Genomic DNA, 16,031 nt, shown 5'->3' on the forward strand with positions numbered 1-16,031 from the left:
AAGTCGCAAGTGAAATTAATCAATGATTGCTGAACAATCAGAAAAGCAACTTATCCTGCACATTGTCCACCGTCGCTGGTCGTCGTCAAAAGCGCAACGATTATCGGGGAAATCCCCCGGGGAATGGAATATTTTCCGTCGCTATTTTATTGATCCTGATTATGGATTAAGCGTGAAATCTGGTGCTTTTCTGCTTGCCAAAAAAAAGCGACAAACCCAGTCACAGCAAGGGATGACGAGGGATACGAGCATCGTCGTAGCGCTAATAAGGGCCAATAGCTGGCAAGGAAAAGAGGGAAAAAGGGCGGTTTATTGCAAAGAAGCCAGGGTAAGCAGCGTTACCCTGGCTTTTTATTTCCCGCGAGCGGGAGATGAGCGGGCTTAGCTCAGCAGCTGGAAGGCGATCATACCGACAATCGCCCCGGTGGTGCCAAGGATGGTTTCCATCATGGTCCAGGTCTTCAGCGTCTGGGCTTCACTGGCGCCGGTAAATTTACCGAACAGCCAGAAGCCGGCGTCGTTCACGTGGCTTACCACAATCGAGCCGCCGGCGATACAGATAGACAATGCCGCCATCTGCGCGCCGCTGTAGTTCAGCTGCTCAATCACCGGCATCACCAGGCCGACCGCCGTCAGGCACGCCACGGTGGCAGAGCCCTGAATGATACGCACCGCCGCCGCCAGTACGAAGCAGGTAATAGCGATCGGCAGCCCCATTCCGGTCAGCGCTTCACCAAGCGCCGGGCCAACGCCTGAGTCAACCAGCACCTGCTTGAAGACGCCGCCAGCCCCGATCACCAGCAGAATAATCCCGGCCGGCTGCAGCGCGTGGCCGCAAATCTCCATCACCCGGTCTTTCGCCATTCCCTGACGTACCGCCAGACCGTAAATCGCCACCAGGCAGGCCACCAGGATCGCGGTGAACGGGTGGCCGATAAACTCGAACCATTCGTAGGCAGTGGAACCCACCGGCACAAAGCGCGCGGCGATGGTTTTCAGGCCAACCAGCACCAGCGGCAGCAGGATCAGCGCCAGGCTGAAGCCGAAGGAGGGCATCTTGCCTTCGCCGAGATGCGGTTCCGTGACGTCGTCAGGAATATGTAATTCGACGTAGCGGCTGATGAAGTTGCCCCATAGCGGACCGGCGATAATCATCCCCGGAATGGCCGCGCACAGGCCAATCAGGATCATCCAGCCAAAGTCGGCGTGCATTTGCGACGCCAGCAGCATCGGCGCCGGTCCAGGCAACAGAAACGCCGCGGCGGCGGCAACGCCGGCAAACAGCGGGATCACCAGCTTCACGAGGTTAGTACCGGTATGGCGCGCCATCGAGAAGGCGACGCTAATCAGCAGTACGATCGCCACTTCGAAGAACAGCGGCAGCGCGCAGATGAGACCGGCGAGACCAATCGCATAGTGCGCGCGATTGTGGCCAAAGGATTTGAGCATCTTGACGGCAATCTGATCGACCGCCCCCGTTTCATGCAGGATCTTACCGAACATCGCGCCGAGCGCGACGACGATCGCCAGGAAGCCCAGCGTACCGCCCATCCCTTTCTCCATCGTCGCCGCGATTTTATCCAGCGGCATGCCGGAGAAGAGACCGGCGCCAATAGAAACCACCATCAAAGCCACGAAGGCGTGCATTCGCGCCTTCATGACTAAAAACAGCAGCAGCAATACCGAGCCGACTGCTGTTAAAACAAGCGTTAAAGTACTCACTAGTGACTGCCTTTGTTGATCACCTCGATGGTGCTGGCCACCACGCCTTCCAGCGGCTGGTCGATATCGACGATAAGCACATCGCTCTCGTCGGCGCCTGGTTCCTGCAGCGTTTCAAACTGCGTCACCAACATTTGGGTTTTAAAGAAGTGCCCTTTACGCGCCTTCAGACGGCTTTCGATCACGTCGAAATCGCCTTTCAGGTAGATGAAGGAGAGGTTCGGGTTGCCCTTGCGCAGAATGTCGCGATAGCTCTTCTTCAGCGCCGAGCAGACGATCAGCGACACCTTGTTGGTACGCTGCATGGCGAACGCGGCGTCATTTAGCGCCTGCAGCCACGGCGTGCGGTCGTCATCGTTGAGCGGCTCGCCGGAGGCCATCTTGGTGATATTGCTGCGCGGATGGAGAAAGTCGCCGTCAAGAAACGCGGCATGCAGTTGATGCGCCACTTCGCTGGCGACAGCGGATTTTCCGCTGCCGGAAACGCCCATCAGGACATAGACGTGGTGATCATGGTTAGTCGTGCTCAAAGCGTCCTCCCACTGGACTGGTACGCCGCGCCGGGGCTGACTCATCCAGCGCGAAGGCGGCGTATCGGTTAATTGTTACGGGTAACTGTTATCGGTAACATTGTCATGCCGGACCTGTGGAGAAGCAATATCCATTCGTGCCAGATGTGAATATGTGTGATCTACTTCAAACTTGTCAGTTTAAATTGATCCGCCCGGTGACAATGTGAAACCTAAATCTAACATCTTAGGGGTAATCGCTTCACCACGAATGCGCGCCAGCAGCCGTTCGGCGCCGATGCGCCCCATTCGCTCGCGCGGGGTCAGGACGCTGGCCAGCCGCGGCTCCATCACCTGGCCGATATCATGGCCGTGGAACCCGGCGATCGCCATATCATCGGGGATCTTCAGCCCCAGACGCTGGCACTCGAACGCCGCGCCGACCGCGAGGTCATCGTTGGTGCAGAAGATGCCGTCGAGCTGCGGATATTCGCGGCGCGCCTGGCGCATCAGCTCAATCCCCGAAGAATAGGACGAGGATTGTTCCACCATCACGCTGTAGGGCGTCATCCCGGCGTCAAGCATCGCCTGCTCGTACCCCTTCTGTTTGATGATAGTACGTTCATCAAGACGCGCCCCCAGATAGGCGACATGGCGGTGGCCGCGGGCGATGATCGCCGCGGTCATCTGCCGGGCGGCTTCAAAGTTATCAAACCCGACGGCAATATCGAGACACGGCGACCGGCTGTCCATCAGCTCCACCACCGGAATGCCGGCGACTTCGATCATCTTCAGGGTGCGCGGCGTATGGGTGCGTTCGGTGAGGATCAGGCCATCAATGTTCCAGGAGAGCATCGATTCGAGGCGTTTCTCTTCCATTTCCGGCTTATAGCCGTAGTGCGCCAGCATGGTTTGATAGCCGAAGGCGTCGGTGACGCTTTCGATACCGCGCAGTACTTCCGAAAAGACCTGATTGGTTAACGACGGCAGCAGCACGCCGATGGCGCGGCTGGTGGCGTTGGAAAGAATGTCAGGGGCGCGATTGGGAATATAACCCAGTTCATCGAGGGCAACGGCAATCTTGCCACGCAGCGCTTCGGAGACCTGCTCCGGGTTGCGTAAATAGCGACTGACCGTCATTTTGGTCACGCCGACAAGATCGGCTACATCCTGAAGTACGGGTCTTTTCTTTTTCATCGTCCTGACTGTGATCAACGGGAAACATTTTCTCAGTTTATCACGGACAAAGCGCAACCTTCCCTAACATGAGGGAAGGCTGCGCAATTTATTTAACCTGGCTCAGATAACTATCAAACCGGCGGCAGATCGAACAGCAGGATCTCGCTATCGCTGTCGGCATGAACCGAAATCGCCTGCTCGTCCCAGATGGCCAAACCGTCGCTGGTGGTGGCTTTGGTACCGTTGATGGTCACTTCGCCTTTGACCACCTGGATCCACACGCGGCGTTCCGCGGCAATCTGGTGAACCGACTGCTCATCTTTCAGCAGCGCCCAGCGATAGAGTTCCATATCCTGGTACACCTTCAGCGAGCCATCTCGCGCATCTGGCGACAGTACCAGCTGTTTGCCCTGGGCGGCGTCGAAGCGGCGCTGCTCGTAGCGCGGGGTAATGCCGGTTTCTTCCGGAATAATCCAGATCTGATACAGACGCAGACGATCGGTTTTGCTCGGGTTGTACTCAGAGTGGCGCACCCCGGTACCCGCGCTCATGATCTGGAACTCGCCCGCCGGCACCTGCTCTTTGTTGCCCATGCTGTCCTGGTGCTCCACCGCCCCTTCCAGCACATAGGTCAGGATCTCCATGTCTTTGTGCGGGTGGGTACCGAAGCCCTGACCGGCGTCGATGACGTCGTCGTTAATCACCCGCAGGGCCGAGAAGCCCATAAAGTTCGGGTCATAATAGTTGGCGAAAGAGAAAGTATGCCAGGAATCCAGCCAGCCATGGTTAGCGTGGCCACGTTCGTTCGCTTTGCGTAAATAGATCATGTTGCACCCCCGTATGTTGTCGATGGAGTCAGTGTGGACCCATTTCGCCGGCGATCATAGAGGGTGAAAATTGACTCCTCTGTTCAAAAAATATGAACAAGCGCAGAGGAGCCAATTTGACTTATCGGGTAAGGGTAATGGTGGCCGGTGAAGGCTGCTCAAAGCCGCGCTGCAGGATCTCCATATTGGTGAGAACGTCAGTTTCCTTGACGTAATTCGGCTGGCTGTTGACGAGGGTGTCGTACAGCGCGTCGTACACCCGACCATAATCGCCGCTCTCCAGCGGCACAGCTTCGCGCACCATCTCCCCTGCCTCGTTGACATACACCAGCTCGCCAACGCTGTCGTCCGCGCCAAATCCCGGCTCGCCCGGCATGACATTGGCCTTCAGGCTGGTCTCCTGCTGGTCAATGCCGTACTTCACAAACGAACCTTTGTGCCCGTGAACGATAAATTTCGGGTAATCGATCTGCACCAGATGGCTGGTCTTAACGATGGCCTTCATATCGCCGTAGAACAGCTGGGCTTCAAAGGTGTCATCCGGGTTGGCTTTATTGCGCAGCGAGCGCAGATCGTAAGAGACATGGTCCGGGCGGCCGAACAGCGAAATGATCTGATCCAGGGTATGCACGCCAAGGCCATAGAACTCGCCGTTTTGCGGACCGCCGGGGTTGGTCTCCGCCAGTGGGCGGTAGTTATCAAAATGACTTTCGATCTCCACCAGTTCGCCGAGTTTCCCGCTCTCAATCACCTTTTTGGTGGTCAGGAAGCAGGAGTCGAAACGGCGGTTCTGATAGGGCGTCACCGTCAGGCCTTTGCTGTTCGCCAGGGCAAACAGAGTTTTTGCTTCCTCCAGCGTCGGGGTGAACGGCTTTTCCACCAGCACGTTTTTTCCTGCCTCCAGCGCCTTTTTCGCATATTCAAAATGGCTGTCGGCGTGAGTGCAGACCACCACCAGCTTGACCAGTGGATCGTTTAATACTTCATCAAGGTCGCTGGTGAAATGAATATGGGAATACTGCGGCGCCTGCTCCTCGGGCTTCGCCCGGCGGCGGTAAATGTGCGCTACCTGCCAGCGGTCTTTGCGGTGCAAAACGTAAGGAAGGTGATAGCGGGTGGTGCTTTTACCAAAGCCAATAAATGCGCAGTGCAGAGTCATAACGCTGTCCTTAGTTAATGAGCTACCTTCAACCATAGCGCAAGCCGGTCCCTCACTTCATCCTCTCTGTTCGCTTGCAGTGAAGATTCGTTAGGAAAATAGTTCGAGTATCACTCATACGTAATTATTAATAACTTATTGATTAATAAGTGATTAGATCAACAGTTTTCGGCAAAAAACCTTGATCGCCATGGCAAAACTGCGGATAAGTGGAGAGCAAACCAGGAGGTTGCTGATGACTAACGGAGTAGCCAGCCGCTGCTGATGGACAAACAGTATCTCGCCATAAACGGCGCCCTTTTTTTCTGGCTTCTCGCGCTGATCGCCTGGTCTGTCGATGCAAGCGCGCTGGCGCGCCTGGCGGCCGCCTGCGCGCTTATCGCTTTCCTCCTCCATAGCCAACGGAACAAGATTAACGCGATGTTTATTAAGAAAAATAAAACGGAACCTCAGATATCTGAAGCAGCCACGCCTCCGGCAATTAACCCAGAACCCGAAGCGGTCGCCAGCAAAAAACACGAGACTACGGTCATCGCCAGCGGGGTGCATTTCGTCGGCAATATAGTCGCCAGCGGCCATGTCTATATCCACGGTCAGGTCACCGGCAACATTGAGGCCAAAGAGCATTTGATTAAGGTAATGCGTGAAGGCCAGGTGGAGGGCAACGTCAGCTGCCGGGAGCTAATAATTGACGGCAAGGTGCAGGGCCAGTGTCATGGCGACAGCATCACCATCGAGGAGCACGGCCATCTGGAGGGTACCCTCGCCTATCGCGCGCTGGCGATCAAGAAAGGCGGCGTTTTTAGCGGTCGCGCTGAACTGCTGGCCGCCGCGGAGAACAAAAGTCATATTCTCGGTCTGGTAGCAGACGCACCCTCCAAAGCCGACGCGGAGCCCGTCAGGCCGCAGAGCGCCTGAGATAGCAGCAAAAAAAAAGCCAGCACCCGGCTGGCTAAAGTAATACTGGAAGCAATGTGAGCAATGTCGTGCTTTCAGGCTTTCCGCAAGGGTCTCCCTGAATGCAGGACAATAATAATCATTCTCATTCGCACTTGTCTACTTTTTTTTGCAAAAAACAACATTGACTCCCCGGCCGCCGTCAGAGATTGTGAAGGGGAATCAGTAACCAAAAAGAGGATAAGGGAATGAGTGACATAGTGATACGCCATGCCGAACCGCGCGATGCTGAACCTTTACGTATGCTGATGGCGCACCCGGAGGTCTATCATGACACGCTACAGATCCCCTATCCATCGATGGAAGCCTGGCAGGAGAAGCTACAGCCCAGACCCCATACCTTTCATCTGGTGGCGACACTGGACGAGCAGGTCGCCGGACATCTGTCTCTCCATGTTGAGCCGCGCCCTCGGCGCAGCCACGTCGCAACCTTTGGCATGGCGGTTGCCGCCGGCCATCAGGGTTGCGGCATCGGCAGCGCGCTGATGCGCGAGATGATCGACCTGTGCGACAACTGGCTGCGCGTCGAGCGTATTGAGCTGACGGTGTTCGCCGATAATGCCCCGGCGATTGCGGTGTATAAGAAGTACGGCTTTGAGATCGAAGGCACCGGCAGGCGTTACGCGCTGCGCAACGGTGAGTATGTGGATGCGTATTATATGGCGAGAATAAAGTAGCGTGTTGCCGGGTGGCGGCTTCGCCTTACCCGGCCTGCGTTCGCACAGTTGTAGGCCCGGTAAGCGCAGCAGCGCCACCGGGCAACACATCAATACCCCGCCGTTAAATCATCCGGCGAACGCGGATCGGAGGCGCCATACAGCATGCCGTCCGGCCCCACCATAATGCTCTGGGTACTGCCCATCGCCTCTTTCAGCGCCACTTTCTGCCCCTTCGCCTCCAGCAGCTTCAGGGTATCCGGGCTAAAGCCTTTCTCCACCCGCAGCTCATCCGGCAGCCATTGATGGTGGAAACGCGGCGCGTTGGTGGCTTCCGCGACGTTCATCCCGAAATCGATGGTATTGACCACCATCTGCAGTACGGTGGTGATGATCCGACTGCCGCCCGGGCTGCCGGTTACCAGCCAGGTTTTGCCGTCTTTCACCACAATGGTCGGCGACATTGACGACAGCGGGCGTTTTTTCGGCTCCACCGCATTGGCGTCGCCGCCCACCAGACCATAGACGTTAGGCACGCCGGGCTTCGCCGAGAAATCATCCATCTGGTTATTGAGCAGAATGCCGGAATCACCGGCCACAATGCCGGTACCGAAGGTGGTATTCAGCGTATAGGTCACCGCCACCGCATTGCCGTCTTTATCGACCACCGAGAAGTGGGTGGTCTGGTTGCTTTCATAGGGCGCCAGCTTGCCCGGACGGATCTGGCTGGAAGGCTTCGCCTTGTTGACATCAATCTCGGCGGCGATCGCTTTGGCGTAAGCCTTGCTGGTCAGCGCCTGCCACGGCACGTTGACGAAGTCAGGATCGCCGAGATATTCAGAGCGGTCGGCGTAGGCGTGTTTCTCTGCCTCCGCCATCACCTGCATAGCGTCGGCGCTGCCAAAGCCATATTTCTGCATATCGAAGTTTTCGAGGATATTGAGGATCTGCACGATATGGATCCCGCCGGAGGACGGCGGCGGCATAGAGTAAACCTCATACCCGCGATACTCGCCGCTAACCGGCGTACGCTCCACAGCCTTATAGCCGGCGAGATCGGCTTTGGTGATTAGCCCGCCGTGCTTTTTCATCTCGTCAGCGATCTGGTCGGCGATGGCCCCTTTATAGAAGGCGTCCGGGCCGTGCTCGGCAATCAGTTCCAGGCTCTTACCGAGGTTCTTCTGCACCAGCCGATCGCCCTTCTTCAGCGGCTCGCCGTTCTTCCAGAAGATCGCTTTACTATTTTCATGCTGCGGGATCACTTCGCTGCCGTAGGTCTTCAGATCGTCCGCCAGCGCATCGTTAACGATAAACCCCTCTTCCGCCAGCTTAATCGCCGGACGGATCACTTTGTTCAACGGCATGGTGCCATACTTTTCCAGCGCGAGGGAGAAACCGGCGACGCTGCCTGGCGTGCCGGAGGCCAGATGCGAAGTCAGTGATTTTTTACTGTCCGGGTTGCCCTGGTCGTCAAGGAACATGTCGCGGGTGGCCTGCTCTGGCGCCATTTCGCGGAAATCGATCGCCGTGGTCTTGCCGTCTTTAGTCCGCAGCATCATAAAACCGCCGCCGCCAATATTCCCGGCCTGCGGATGGGTGACCGCCAGCGCGTAGCCTACCGCTACCGCCGCATCGACAGCGTTACCGCCCTGGCGCAGGATATCCACGCCGACGCGGGTCGCCAGCGCGTCCACCGAGGCCACCATCCCCTGCCGGGCGCGTACCGGGTGGAACACATCTTCCTCTACGCCATAAGAGACCGGCGGCGGCGGTGGCGGATTGGCGGCGACGGTAAAGCTGCCCCCCGCCAGCAACGCAGCGATGACCACCTGACGCCATATTGTTGTTTTTATCATTGTCTTACTCCTGAAAGGTAGGTTTCATTCCCCGCTTAAGCCTGGTTGATAACTCCTAAAAAATCATTGTTATGGCAGATTCGAGGTACACTTAAGTGATCCCACGCACGGGAGGAGAAAACCATGAAAGCGATTCTGTTTCTGGCGGCGCTGATGCCGCTTGGCGTATTAGCCCAGCCGATCAATATTAATAACAACCCTAACCAGCCGGGTTACGTGGTCCCCAGCCAGCAGCGCATGCAAAATGAGATGAAGATCCAGCAACAGCAGCAGCAGAGCATGCTGAAGCAGGATCTGAACAATCAGACCCGCTCGCAGCAGCAGCATTTGCAAAACCAGCTGCAGACTAATCAGCAGCGCGCGGCCCAGGGCGGCAATCTGAATGCGCCGCAGCAGGTGCGGCCAAATAACAACGGTGGGATGCTGCGGCAGACTAATCCGTAAAGGTCGTCCGCCGCAAATCCGTCTTAAGGCTGGAAATTCGGCCCGATGACATCAACGGCATCGGTGCAGATGCAGTCTACGCCCCAGCGCAGCAGTTCGGCGGCGCGCTGGGGTTTATTGACCGTGTACACCAGAATGTGCAGGCCAGCCTGTTTCAGGCTCGCCACCCGCGCCGCATCCAGCAGTTTGTGATTGAGGTGAATCGACACGCAGCCCAACCGGGTGGTCAATTCGCGCCAGTCATCGCGCCACTCATCCAGCAGCAGCCCGCGCGGCAGCTCGGGCGCGGCTTCCTGCGCCGCCTCAAGGGCGTCGATTTCAAAAGAGGAGAGCAGCGGCGCGGTCATGCCTTGCCATAGATCGCGCGCGGCCAGCGCCACCACTCTGCCGGTCTGCGGCCCCAGCCCGGTGGTCGGCTTAATTTCGATATTCGCCATCATGCCGTGACGACGGCAGCGCTCCGCCACCTGGGAGAGCAACGGCAGCGGCTCGCCCTTAAATTCACGGCTGAACCAGCTGCCGGCATCGACCTTCAGCAGATCGTCCCACGCCAGCTCTCCCGCCACGCCCCAGCCATTGCTGGTGCGTTCGAGATTATCGTCATGCAGCAGAAAGATCTGCCCGTCCTTCGACAGCTTGGCGTCAAATTCAATCATCGTGTGCCCGTAGCGGGCGCCGACGTCGATAGCCGCCAGGGTGTTCTCCGGCGCCAGTTTACCGCCGCCGCGATGGGCGACGATGCGGGGATAAGGCCAGTTACTCATGCGCGTTGTCCTGTTTCACCATCAAAGAGGTGCAGATGTTCCAAAGGCAGATGCAGCCATAGCGTGCTGCCTGCCGCCGGGCGCTGCTGGTGCGGCAGTCTGACCACCAGCTTCTGTTCGCCCCAGCGCCCGTGAGCGAGGTTATCGGCACCTAAAATTTCCAGGGTGTCCATCAGCAGCGGAATACCACCTTGCGCCTGCGAGCTTAAGATAAAATGCTCCGGACGGATACCGAGCGTCATTTTACGCCCAGCGTGGCGCCGGTGCTCATGATTCGTCGGCAGCTGCATGCCGCCCGCCAGCTCAAAGCGACCGCCGTCATCGCTGATGCGCCCTTCCAGCAGGTTCATGGCCGGGCTGCCGATAAAGCTCGCCACAAAGCGGCTGGCTGGCTTCTCGTACACTTCCACCGGGGTGCCGATCTGCTCGGCAACGCCTTTGTTCATCACCATCACCCGCTGGGCGAGGGTCATCGCCTCCACCTGGTCATGGGTGACGTACAGCGAGGTGGTTTTCAGGCGGCGATGCAGCTGCTGCAATTCCAGACGCATCTGCACGCGCAGCTTGGCGTCGAGGTTTGACAACGGTTCGTCGAAGAGGAATACCGCCGGGTCACGCACGATGGCGCGGCCCATCGCCACGCGCTGGCGCTGGCCGCCGGACAGTTCCCGCGGGCGGCGCTTGAGCAGACCATCCAGCTCAAGAATGCGCGCCGCCTCCTGCACCCGCTCGGCGATCAATCCCTTACCCATGCCGCGAATCTTCAGCCCCCACGCCATGTTCTCTTCCACGCTCATATGCGGATAAAGGGCATAGTTCTGGAACACCATCGCGATGCCGCGATCTTTCGGCTCCATCTCGGTCACCCGTTTACGATCGATCCAGATATCGCCGCTGGTCACCCGTTCAAGTCCCGCGACCATCCGCAGCAGCGTTGATTTCCCGCAGCCCGACGGGCCGACCATAACGATAAATTCCCCGTCCGCCACGTCCAGCGTCAGCGGTTGAATTACCTGGGTTTTGCCATCCCAGCTTTTGCTTACTGCCTGTAGTTTTAAACCAGCCATTTTATTTCTCACTATCGACCAGGCCGCGCACAAACGCGCGCTGCATGGCTAAAACGATGACGACCGGCGGGATCAGGGTCAGCAGCATCGCCGCCATCACCTGATTCCACTGGGTAGTACCTTCGCCGGTGGCGATCATGCCTTTAATACCGGCGACGGCGGTGCCAAGATTCACATCCTGAATAATCAGCAACGGCCACAGATACTGGTTCCAGCCGTAGATAAAGGTGATGACGAACAGCGCGGCGAGGTTGGTTTTCGACAGCGGCAGCACGATGTCGCGAAAGAAGCGCATCGGCGAAGCGCCATCGATACGCGCCGCTTCAATCAGCTCGTCCGGCAGGGTCATAAAGAACTGGCGGAACAGGAAGGTAGCGGTGGCCGAAGCCATCAACGGCAGCGTTAACCCGGCATAGCTGTCGAGCATGTTGAGGTTGGCGATCACCTCCACCGTCGGGAAAATACGCACCTCGACCGGCAGCATCAGGGTGATAAAGATCATCCAGAAGAACAGGTTACGCAGCGGAAAGCGGAACCAGACGATAGCGAACGCCGAAAGCATCGACACCACGATTTTGCCGACCGTAATGGCGAACGCCATGATGAAACTGTTGAGCATCATCAGCCAGAACGGCGCGCTGTTGACGCCGACGCCGTTCACCCAGATGGTCTTCATGTTCTCCAGCAGATGTCCGCCGGGGATCAGCGTCATCGGCGTTTCAAATACCGATTTGTTATCCAGCGTCGCCGCCACGAAGGCGACGTACAGCGGGAATAAAATGACGGCGATACCCAGGATCAGCATGGTGTGGCTAAAAATCGTCAGCCCGCGACGGTTCTCAATCATTGGTAACGCACCTTACTTTCAACGTAACGGAACTGCACCACCGTCAGGATAATGACGAGGAACATCAGCACCACCGACTGCGCGGCGGAAGCGGATAGATCGAGCCCGGCGAAACCTTCGCGATAGATTTTGTAGATCAGAGTGGTGGTAGCCTGCACCGGGCCGCCGGCGGTGGCGGCATCGATCACCGGGAAGGTGTCGAAGAAGGCATAAACCAGATTGACCACCAGCAGGAAGAAACTCACCGGCGCAATCAGCGGCAGCGCCAGCTTAAAGAAGCGTCGAATCGGCCCGGCGCCGTCGATGGCGGCGGCCTCAACCAGCGAACGCGGAATCGACTGCAGCGCGGCGAAGAAGAACAGGAAGTTGTAGCTTATCTGCTTCCACACCGAGGCGAAGACCACCAGAAACATCGCCTGGCCGCTGTTCTGCGCATGGTTCCAGTCATAGCCCAGCTCGCCGAGGAAATGGGTGATCAGCCCGCGCCCGGGGTTAAAGAGGAAGATCCACAGCACCGCCGCGACGGCGGGGGCCACGGCGTACGGCAGCAGCATCAGCGTTTGATAAAAGCGGCTGCCGCGCACCACATAGTCGACCAGCGCGGCGAAAAACAGTGAAATGAGCAGGCCGCTGACGGTCACCAGGGCGCTGAATTTTATGGTGGTCCAGAACGAGTCCAGGTAGTACGGATCGTGGAACAGCGCAACGAAGTTATCCAGGCCGACGAACTGGCTGGAAAGGCCAAAGGGATCGACGCTCTGCAGCGAGTACCACAGCGCTTCGCCTGCGGGCCAGATAAAGAAAATCAGCGTGATAATCAGCTGCGGCGCGACCAGCACATAGGGCAGCCAGCGCGAGCGGAATACCGGACGGGATGATGACATTGAGATTGGGTTCCTGAACAATGCCGGGTGGCGGCTACGCCTTACCCGGCCTACATAGGGCACATCGTAGGCCCGGTAAGCGCAGCGCCACCGGGCAAGTTACAGATTACGATTTGGTCGCTTGCTCGAAGCGACGCAGCAGCTGGTTCCCGCGCTGCACGGCGGAATCCAGCGCCTGCTGCGGGGTTTTCTTGCCGGTCCACACGCTCTCCAGCTCTTCATCGACGATGGTGCGGATTTGCGGCATGTTGCCCAGGCGCAGACCTTTGGTGAACGGCAACGGCGGCTTGTTCAGCATCTGGCGGGTAGCGATATCGGCGCCCGGGTTCTTATCATAGAAGCCCTGCTGACGCGTCAGATCGTAGGCCGCGGTAGTGATCGGCAGGTAGCCGGTTTTCTGGTGCCACTCGGCGGCGTTTTCCGGTTTGGTCAGGAAGTCGAGGAACTTCGCCACGCCGGTGTAGGTCTCTTTGTCTTTGCCCTGCATCACCCACAGGCTGGCCCCGCCGATGATGGCGTTCTGCGGCGCGCCTTTCACGTCGGCATCGTAAGGCATCATGCCGACGCCGTAGTTAAATTTGGCGTACTGGCGGATATCGGCCAGCGATCCGGACGAGGCAGTGGTAATGGCGCAGTCGCCGTTATAGAACTTTTCGGTAGACTCGTCTTTACGCCCGAAGTAGCTGAAATCGCCCTTCTTGTTCATCTCTTCGAGCAGCGCGATATGCTTCACCTGCTCCGGCTTGTTGAACTCAAGAACCGCGTCGGTACCGTCGAAGCCGTTATTCTTCGTCGCCACCGGCAGACCGTGCCAGGCGCTGAAGTTTTCAATCTGGATCCAGCCCTGCCAGCCGCTGGCGTAGCCGCACTTCATCCCGGCGGCTTTCAGCTTCGCGGTATAGGCCGCCAGATCCTGCCAGGTCTTCGGCGGCTGATCCGGATCTAAGCCGGCTTTTTTGAAGGCGTCTTTGTTGTAGTAGAGCACCGGGGTAGAGCTGTTAAACGGCTGGGAGAGCAGATGGCCGGTTTTCGAATCGGTGTAATACCCGGCCACCGTCGGTACGAACTGCGATTCATCAAACTTGATGCCCGCCTCGCTAAACACCTGGTAGACCGGCTTAATGGCTTTTGACGCCATCATGGTGGCGGTGCCGACTTCATACACCTGCAGGATAGCCGGCGCGTTGCCGGTACGGAAGGCGGCGATACCGGCGCTCAGGCTCTGCTCGTAGTTGCCTTTGTATACCGGAACGATTTTGTAATCAGGATTGGCCGCGTTAAAGCGTTGCGCCAGAGAATCCACTTCTTTACCCAGCTCGCCTTCCATTGAGTGCCAGAATGGGATGGTGGTAACCGCCAGGGCCTGACCGGCAAAAGCCAGGCTCAGCGCCAGTCCTAAAGCTGTATGTCGTAACGATATCATCGGTTATCTCTCTTGTTGTGCCGGATGCGCGATTTCACGCGTTTTATGCTCGCGGGGTAACATGACATGTTCGAATTACAGAAAAATAACTTTTTTATTACAAAAAAAAGATAGTAACGGGTCAGAGAGATGACAAGCCGATGAAAGGACGGGGGAAGTAAAGTGGGAGCTGAGACACGGATAATATTCGTGCGGTCGGCTCCCGGGGTCGGCGCAAGCGCCTCGCCCGGGCTACAAACCGGCGAAGCCGCCGGGTTGCAACGAGTTAACCGTCATCCGCGCAAACGCGCGACAATCTGTTCCAGGGTAAGTTGCCCTGCTGCTGCCTCGACGGTCATGCCGACGAAGTCTGGATTCGCTGGCAATATAATTCCATTTCGCTTTAAAAAAAGCAGGGTGATAAACAGTGCCGTACGCTTAATACCATCATTAAATATATGACCGCGAGAAATCGCCAGCAGATGCATCGCAGCGAGTCGCCACACGTCTGTCACACCTTCATATTCAATTTTGTTTAGCACCCTATACATTATCGCTTCGGCACGCCCCGGATCGGGCATACCGGCAACGCCAGGCGTGACGCGGAGCAGCCTGTCGTGAAACTGTATTATCTCTTCCGCTGAGATAATCTGCAGCGTCATTTATCCGCAAGCTCCCTGATCTCATCACCATGAACCGCCATGATAGCCGCGAACTCATCATCCATTCTGGCCGCCTGGTAGCGTTCAAACTCTTCTGCACTAATGATGACTGCAGATTTATGCCCACGACGGGTAATGGTCACAGGTACACCTGTCACTGCGCTTTCCAGCACATCGGCCAGATTTTGCCGGGCTTCGCTATAGTTAACCGTTCTCATAAAAACCTCCAAAGCTGTACTCTTTTATTGTACAACATACATGTACAAAAAAAGAGCCAACAGGCTCTTTTAAATGTATTCGTGCGATCGGCTCCCGGGGTCGGCGCAAGCGCCTCGCCCGGGCTACAACCCGGCGAAGTGAACGACGCCGGGTTGCGATGAATTAACCGCCGAGATAGGCGCTGCGCACCGCCTCGTTGGCCAACAGCGCGTCGCCGGTGTCCTCCAGCACCACGTGGCCGTTCTCCAGCACATAGCCGCGGTCGGCCAGCTTCAGCGCCTGGTTGGCGTTCTGCTCAACCAGGAAGATCGTCATCCCTTGCTCGCGCAGCTGCTCGATGGTGTCGAAAATCTGCTGAATGATAATCGGCGCCAGCCCCAGCGACGGTTCATCCAGCAGCAGCAGGCGCGGTTGGCTCATCAGGGCGCGACCGATCGCCAGCATCTGCTGCTCGCCGCCGGACATGGTGCCGGCGCGCTGAATACGGCGTTCATGCAGACGCGGGAACAGCTCATACACCCATTTGATGCGGGTCTGGAACTGATCGCGGTCGGCAAAAAAACCGCCCATCGCCAGGTTCTCTTCCACCGTCATACGCGAAAAGACGCGCCGCCCTTCCGGAACGATCGCCACCGCCTCGCGCATGATCTTCGCGGTTTGCCAGTCGGTAATATCCTTACCGTCAAAGACAATGCGCCCGCTGGAGGCGCGCGGGTCGCCGCACAGCGTACCAAGTAGGGTGGTTTTCCCCGCGCCGTTGGCGCCGATAAGCGTGACGATCTCGCCCTGTTTGATATGCAGGCTGACGTTGTGCAGCGCCTGAATCTTGCCGTAGTGGGCGCTGACGTTGTCAAAAGTTAACATCGCGTTTTCCATC

General features: G+C 57.6%; 18 protein-coding genes. 4 read left to right on the top strand and 14 right to left on the bottom strand.

All coding sequences use genetic code 11. From position 1 onward, the window contains the following. Positions 1-22 precede the first annotated feature (22 nt). Positions 23-385 carry a hypothetical protein gene (locus tag DR88_RS0126665; RefSeq protein ID WP_025861237.1) on the top strand — a complete coding sequence of 121 codons (363 nt, stop codon included), beginning with the start codon at positions 23-25 and terminating at the stop codon, positions 383-385. On the opposite strand, the gene gntU is transcribed toward DR88_RS0126665, so the two are convergent. The 5 genes from gntU to DR88_RS03910 form a co-directional block, all read right to left on the bottom strand. After that, positions 382-1,722 carry a gluconate transporter gene (gntU, locus tag DR88_RS03930; RefSeq protein ID WP_002920773.1) on the bottom strand — a complete coding sequence of 447 codons (1,341 nt, stop codon included), beginning with the start codon at positions 1,720-1,722 and terminating at the stop codon, positions 382-384. The two genes, DR88_RS0126665 and gntU, sit on opposite strands and share 4 nt — an antisense overlap. Beyond that, complete coding sequence (gene gntK, locus DR88_RS03925) at positions 1,722-2,252, bottom strand: gluconokinase (RefSeq protein WP_002920775.1); 531 nt, start codon at positions 2,250-2,252, stop codon at positions 1,722-1,724. The genes gntU and gntK overlap by 1 nt, the downstream gene beginning before the upstream one ends. 180 nt (positions 2,253-2,432) lie before the next feature. Then, positions 2,433-3,428, bottom strand: coding sequence for a gluconate operon transcriptional repressor GntR (gntR, locus tag DR88_RS03920; protein ID WP_002920777.1), 996 nt, complete (start codon positions 3,426-3,428; stop codon positions 2,433-2,435). Between the two features lie 113 nt (positions 3,429-3,541). Then, the gene (locus DR88_RS03915) at positions 3,542-4,237 is read right to left on the bottom strand and encodes a pirin family protein (protein WP_002920779.1); all 696 of its coding nucleotides are present in this window, start codon (positions 4,235-4,237) and stop codon (positions 3,542-3,544) included. 121 nt (positions 4,238-4,358) lie between these two features. Continuing rightward, entirely contained in the window at positions 4,359-5,396 is a 1,038-nt protein-coding gene (locus DR88_RS03910; RefSeq protein ID WP_025861234.1) for an oxidoreductase, read from the bottom strand. 264 nt (positions 5,397-5,660) lie between these two features. Here DR88_RS03910 and DR88_RS03905 point away from each other — a divergent pair, with 264 nt between their 5' ends. Then, the gene (locus DR88_RS03905) at positions 5,661-6,314 is read left to right on the top strand and encodes a bactofilin family protein (RefSeq protein ID WP_015959101.1); all 654 of its coding nucleotides are present in this window, start codon (positions 5,661-5,663) and stop codon (positions 6,312-6,314) included. Between the two features lie 239 nt (positions 6,315-6,553). Beyond that, positions 6,554-7,030: an N-acetyltransferase gene (gene yhhY, locus DR88_RS03900; RefSeq protein ID WP_025861230.1), complete on the top strand. Its 477-nt coding sequence runs from the start codon at positions 6,554-6,556 to the stop codon at positions 7,028-7,030. Between the two features lie 89 nt (positions 7,031-7,119). Here yhhY and ggt read toward each other — a convergent pair whose 3' ends face one another. Continuing rightward, positions 7,120-8,865 carry a gamma-glutamyltransferase gene (gene ggt, locus DR88_RS03895; RefSeq protein ID WP_004150072.1) on the bottom strand — a complete coding sequence of 582 codons (1,746 nt, stop codon included), beginning with the start codon at positions 8,863-8,865 and terminating at the stop codon, positions 7,120-7,122. Between the two features lie 123 nt (positions 8,866-8,988). Between ggt and DR88_RS03890 the strand changes: the two genes are divergently transcribed. After that, positions 8,989-9,309: a DUF2756 family protein gene (locus DR88_RS03890; protein ID WP_004150073.1), complete on the top strand. Its 321-nt coding sequence runs from the start codon at positions 8,989-8,991 to the stop codon at positions 9,307-9,309. A gap of 23 nt (positions 9,310-9,332) precedes the next feature. Here the strand turns inward: DR88_RS03890 and ugpQ are convergent, their stop codons facing one another. The 8 genes from ugpQ to livF form a co-directional block, all read right to left on the bottom strand. Beyond that, positions 9,333-10,073: a glycerophosphodiester phosphodiesterase gene (gene ugpQ, locus DR88_RS03885; RefSeq protein ID WP_016531888.1), complete on the bottom strand. Its 741-nt coding sequence runs from the start codon at positions 10,071-10,073 to the stop codon at positions 9,333-9,335. Continuing rightward, positions 10,070-11,140 (bottom strand): sn-glycerol-3-phosphate import ATP-binding protein UgpC, encoded by a 1,071-nt coding sequence (locus DR88_RS03880; protein WP_004150074.1) that lies wholly within the window; start codon positions 11,138-11,140, stop codon positions 10,070-10,072. The genes ugpQ and DR88_RS03880 overlap by 4 nt, the downstream gene beginning before the upstream one ends. Position 11,141: 1 nt before the next feature. Next, a complete protein-coding gene (gene ugpE / locus DR88_RS03875; protein WP_004145129.1) occupies positions 11,142-11,987 on the bottom strand; it encodes a sn-glycerol-3-phosphate ABC transporter permease UgpE in 846 nt (281 codons plus the stop codon). Further along, entirely contained in the window at positions 11,984-12,871 is an 888-nt protein-coding gene (ugpA, locus tag DR88_RS03870) for a sn-glycerol-3-phosphate ABC transporter permease UgpA (protein ID WP_002920792.1), read from the bottom strand. The genes ugpE and ugpA overlap by 4 nt, the downstream gene beginning before the upstream one ends. Positions 12,872-12,977: 106 nt before the next feature. Then, positions 12,978-14,294, bottom strand: coding sequence for a sn-glycerol-3-phosphate ABC transporter substrate-binding protein UgpB (gene ugpB / locus DR88_RS03865; RefSeq protein WP_002920796.1), 1,317 nt, complete (start codon positions 14,292-14,294; stop codon positions 12,978-12,980). 272 nt (positions 14,295-14,566) lie between these two features. Beyond that, positions 14,567-14,935: a type II toxin-antitoxin system death-on-curing family toxin gene (locus DR88_RS03860; RefSeq protein ID WP_025861226.1), complete on the bottom strand. Its 369-nt coding sequence runs from the start codon at positions 14,933-14,935 to the stop codon at positions 14,567-14,569. Continuing rightward, entirely contained in the window at positions 14,932-15,153 is a 222-nt protein-coding gene (locus tag DR88_RS03855; RefSeq protein ID WP_004174006.1) for a type II toxin-antitoxin system Phd/YefM family antitoxin, read from the bottom strand. The genes DR88_RS03860 and DR88_RS03855 overlap by 4 nt, the downstream gene beginning before the upstream one ends. A gap of 163 nt (positions 15,154-15,316) precedes the next feature. Continuing rightward, entirely contained in the window at positions 15,317-16,030 is a 714-nt protein-coding gene (gene livF / locus DR88_RS03850) for a high-affinity branched-chain amino acid ABC transporter ATP-binding protein LivF (RefSeq protein WP_004145133.1), read from the bottom strand. Position 16,031 lies beyond the last annotated feature (1 nt).

It is taken from the genome of Klebsiella pneumoniae (assembly GCF_000742135.1).
Taxonomy (GTDB): domain Bacteria; phylum Pseudomonadota; class Gammaproteobacteria; order Enterobacterales; family Enterobacteriaceae; genus Klebsiella; species Klebsiella pneumoniae.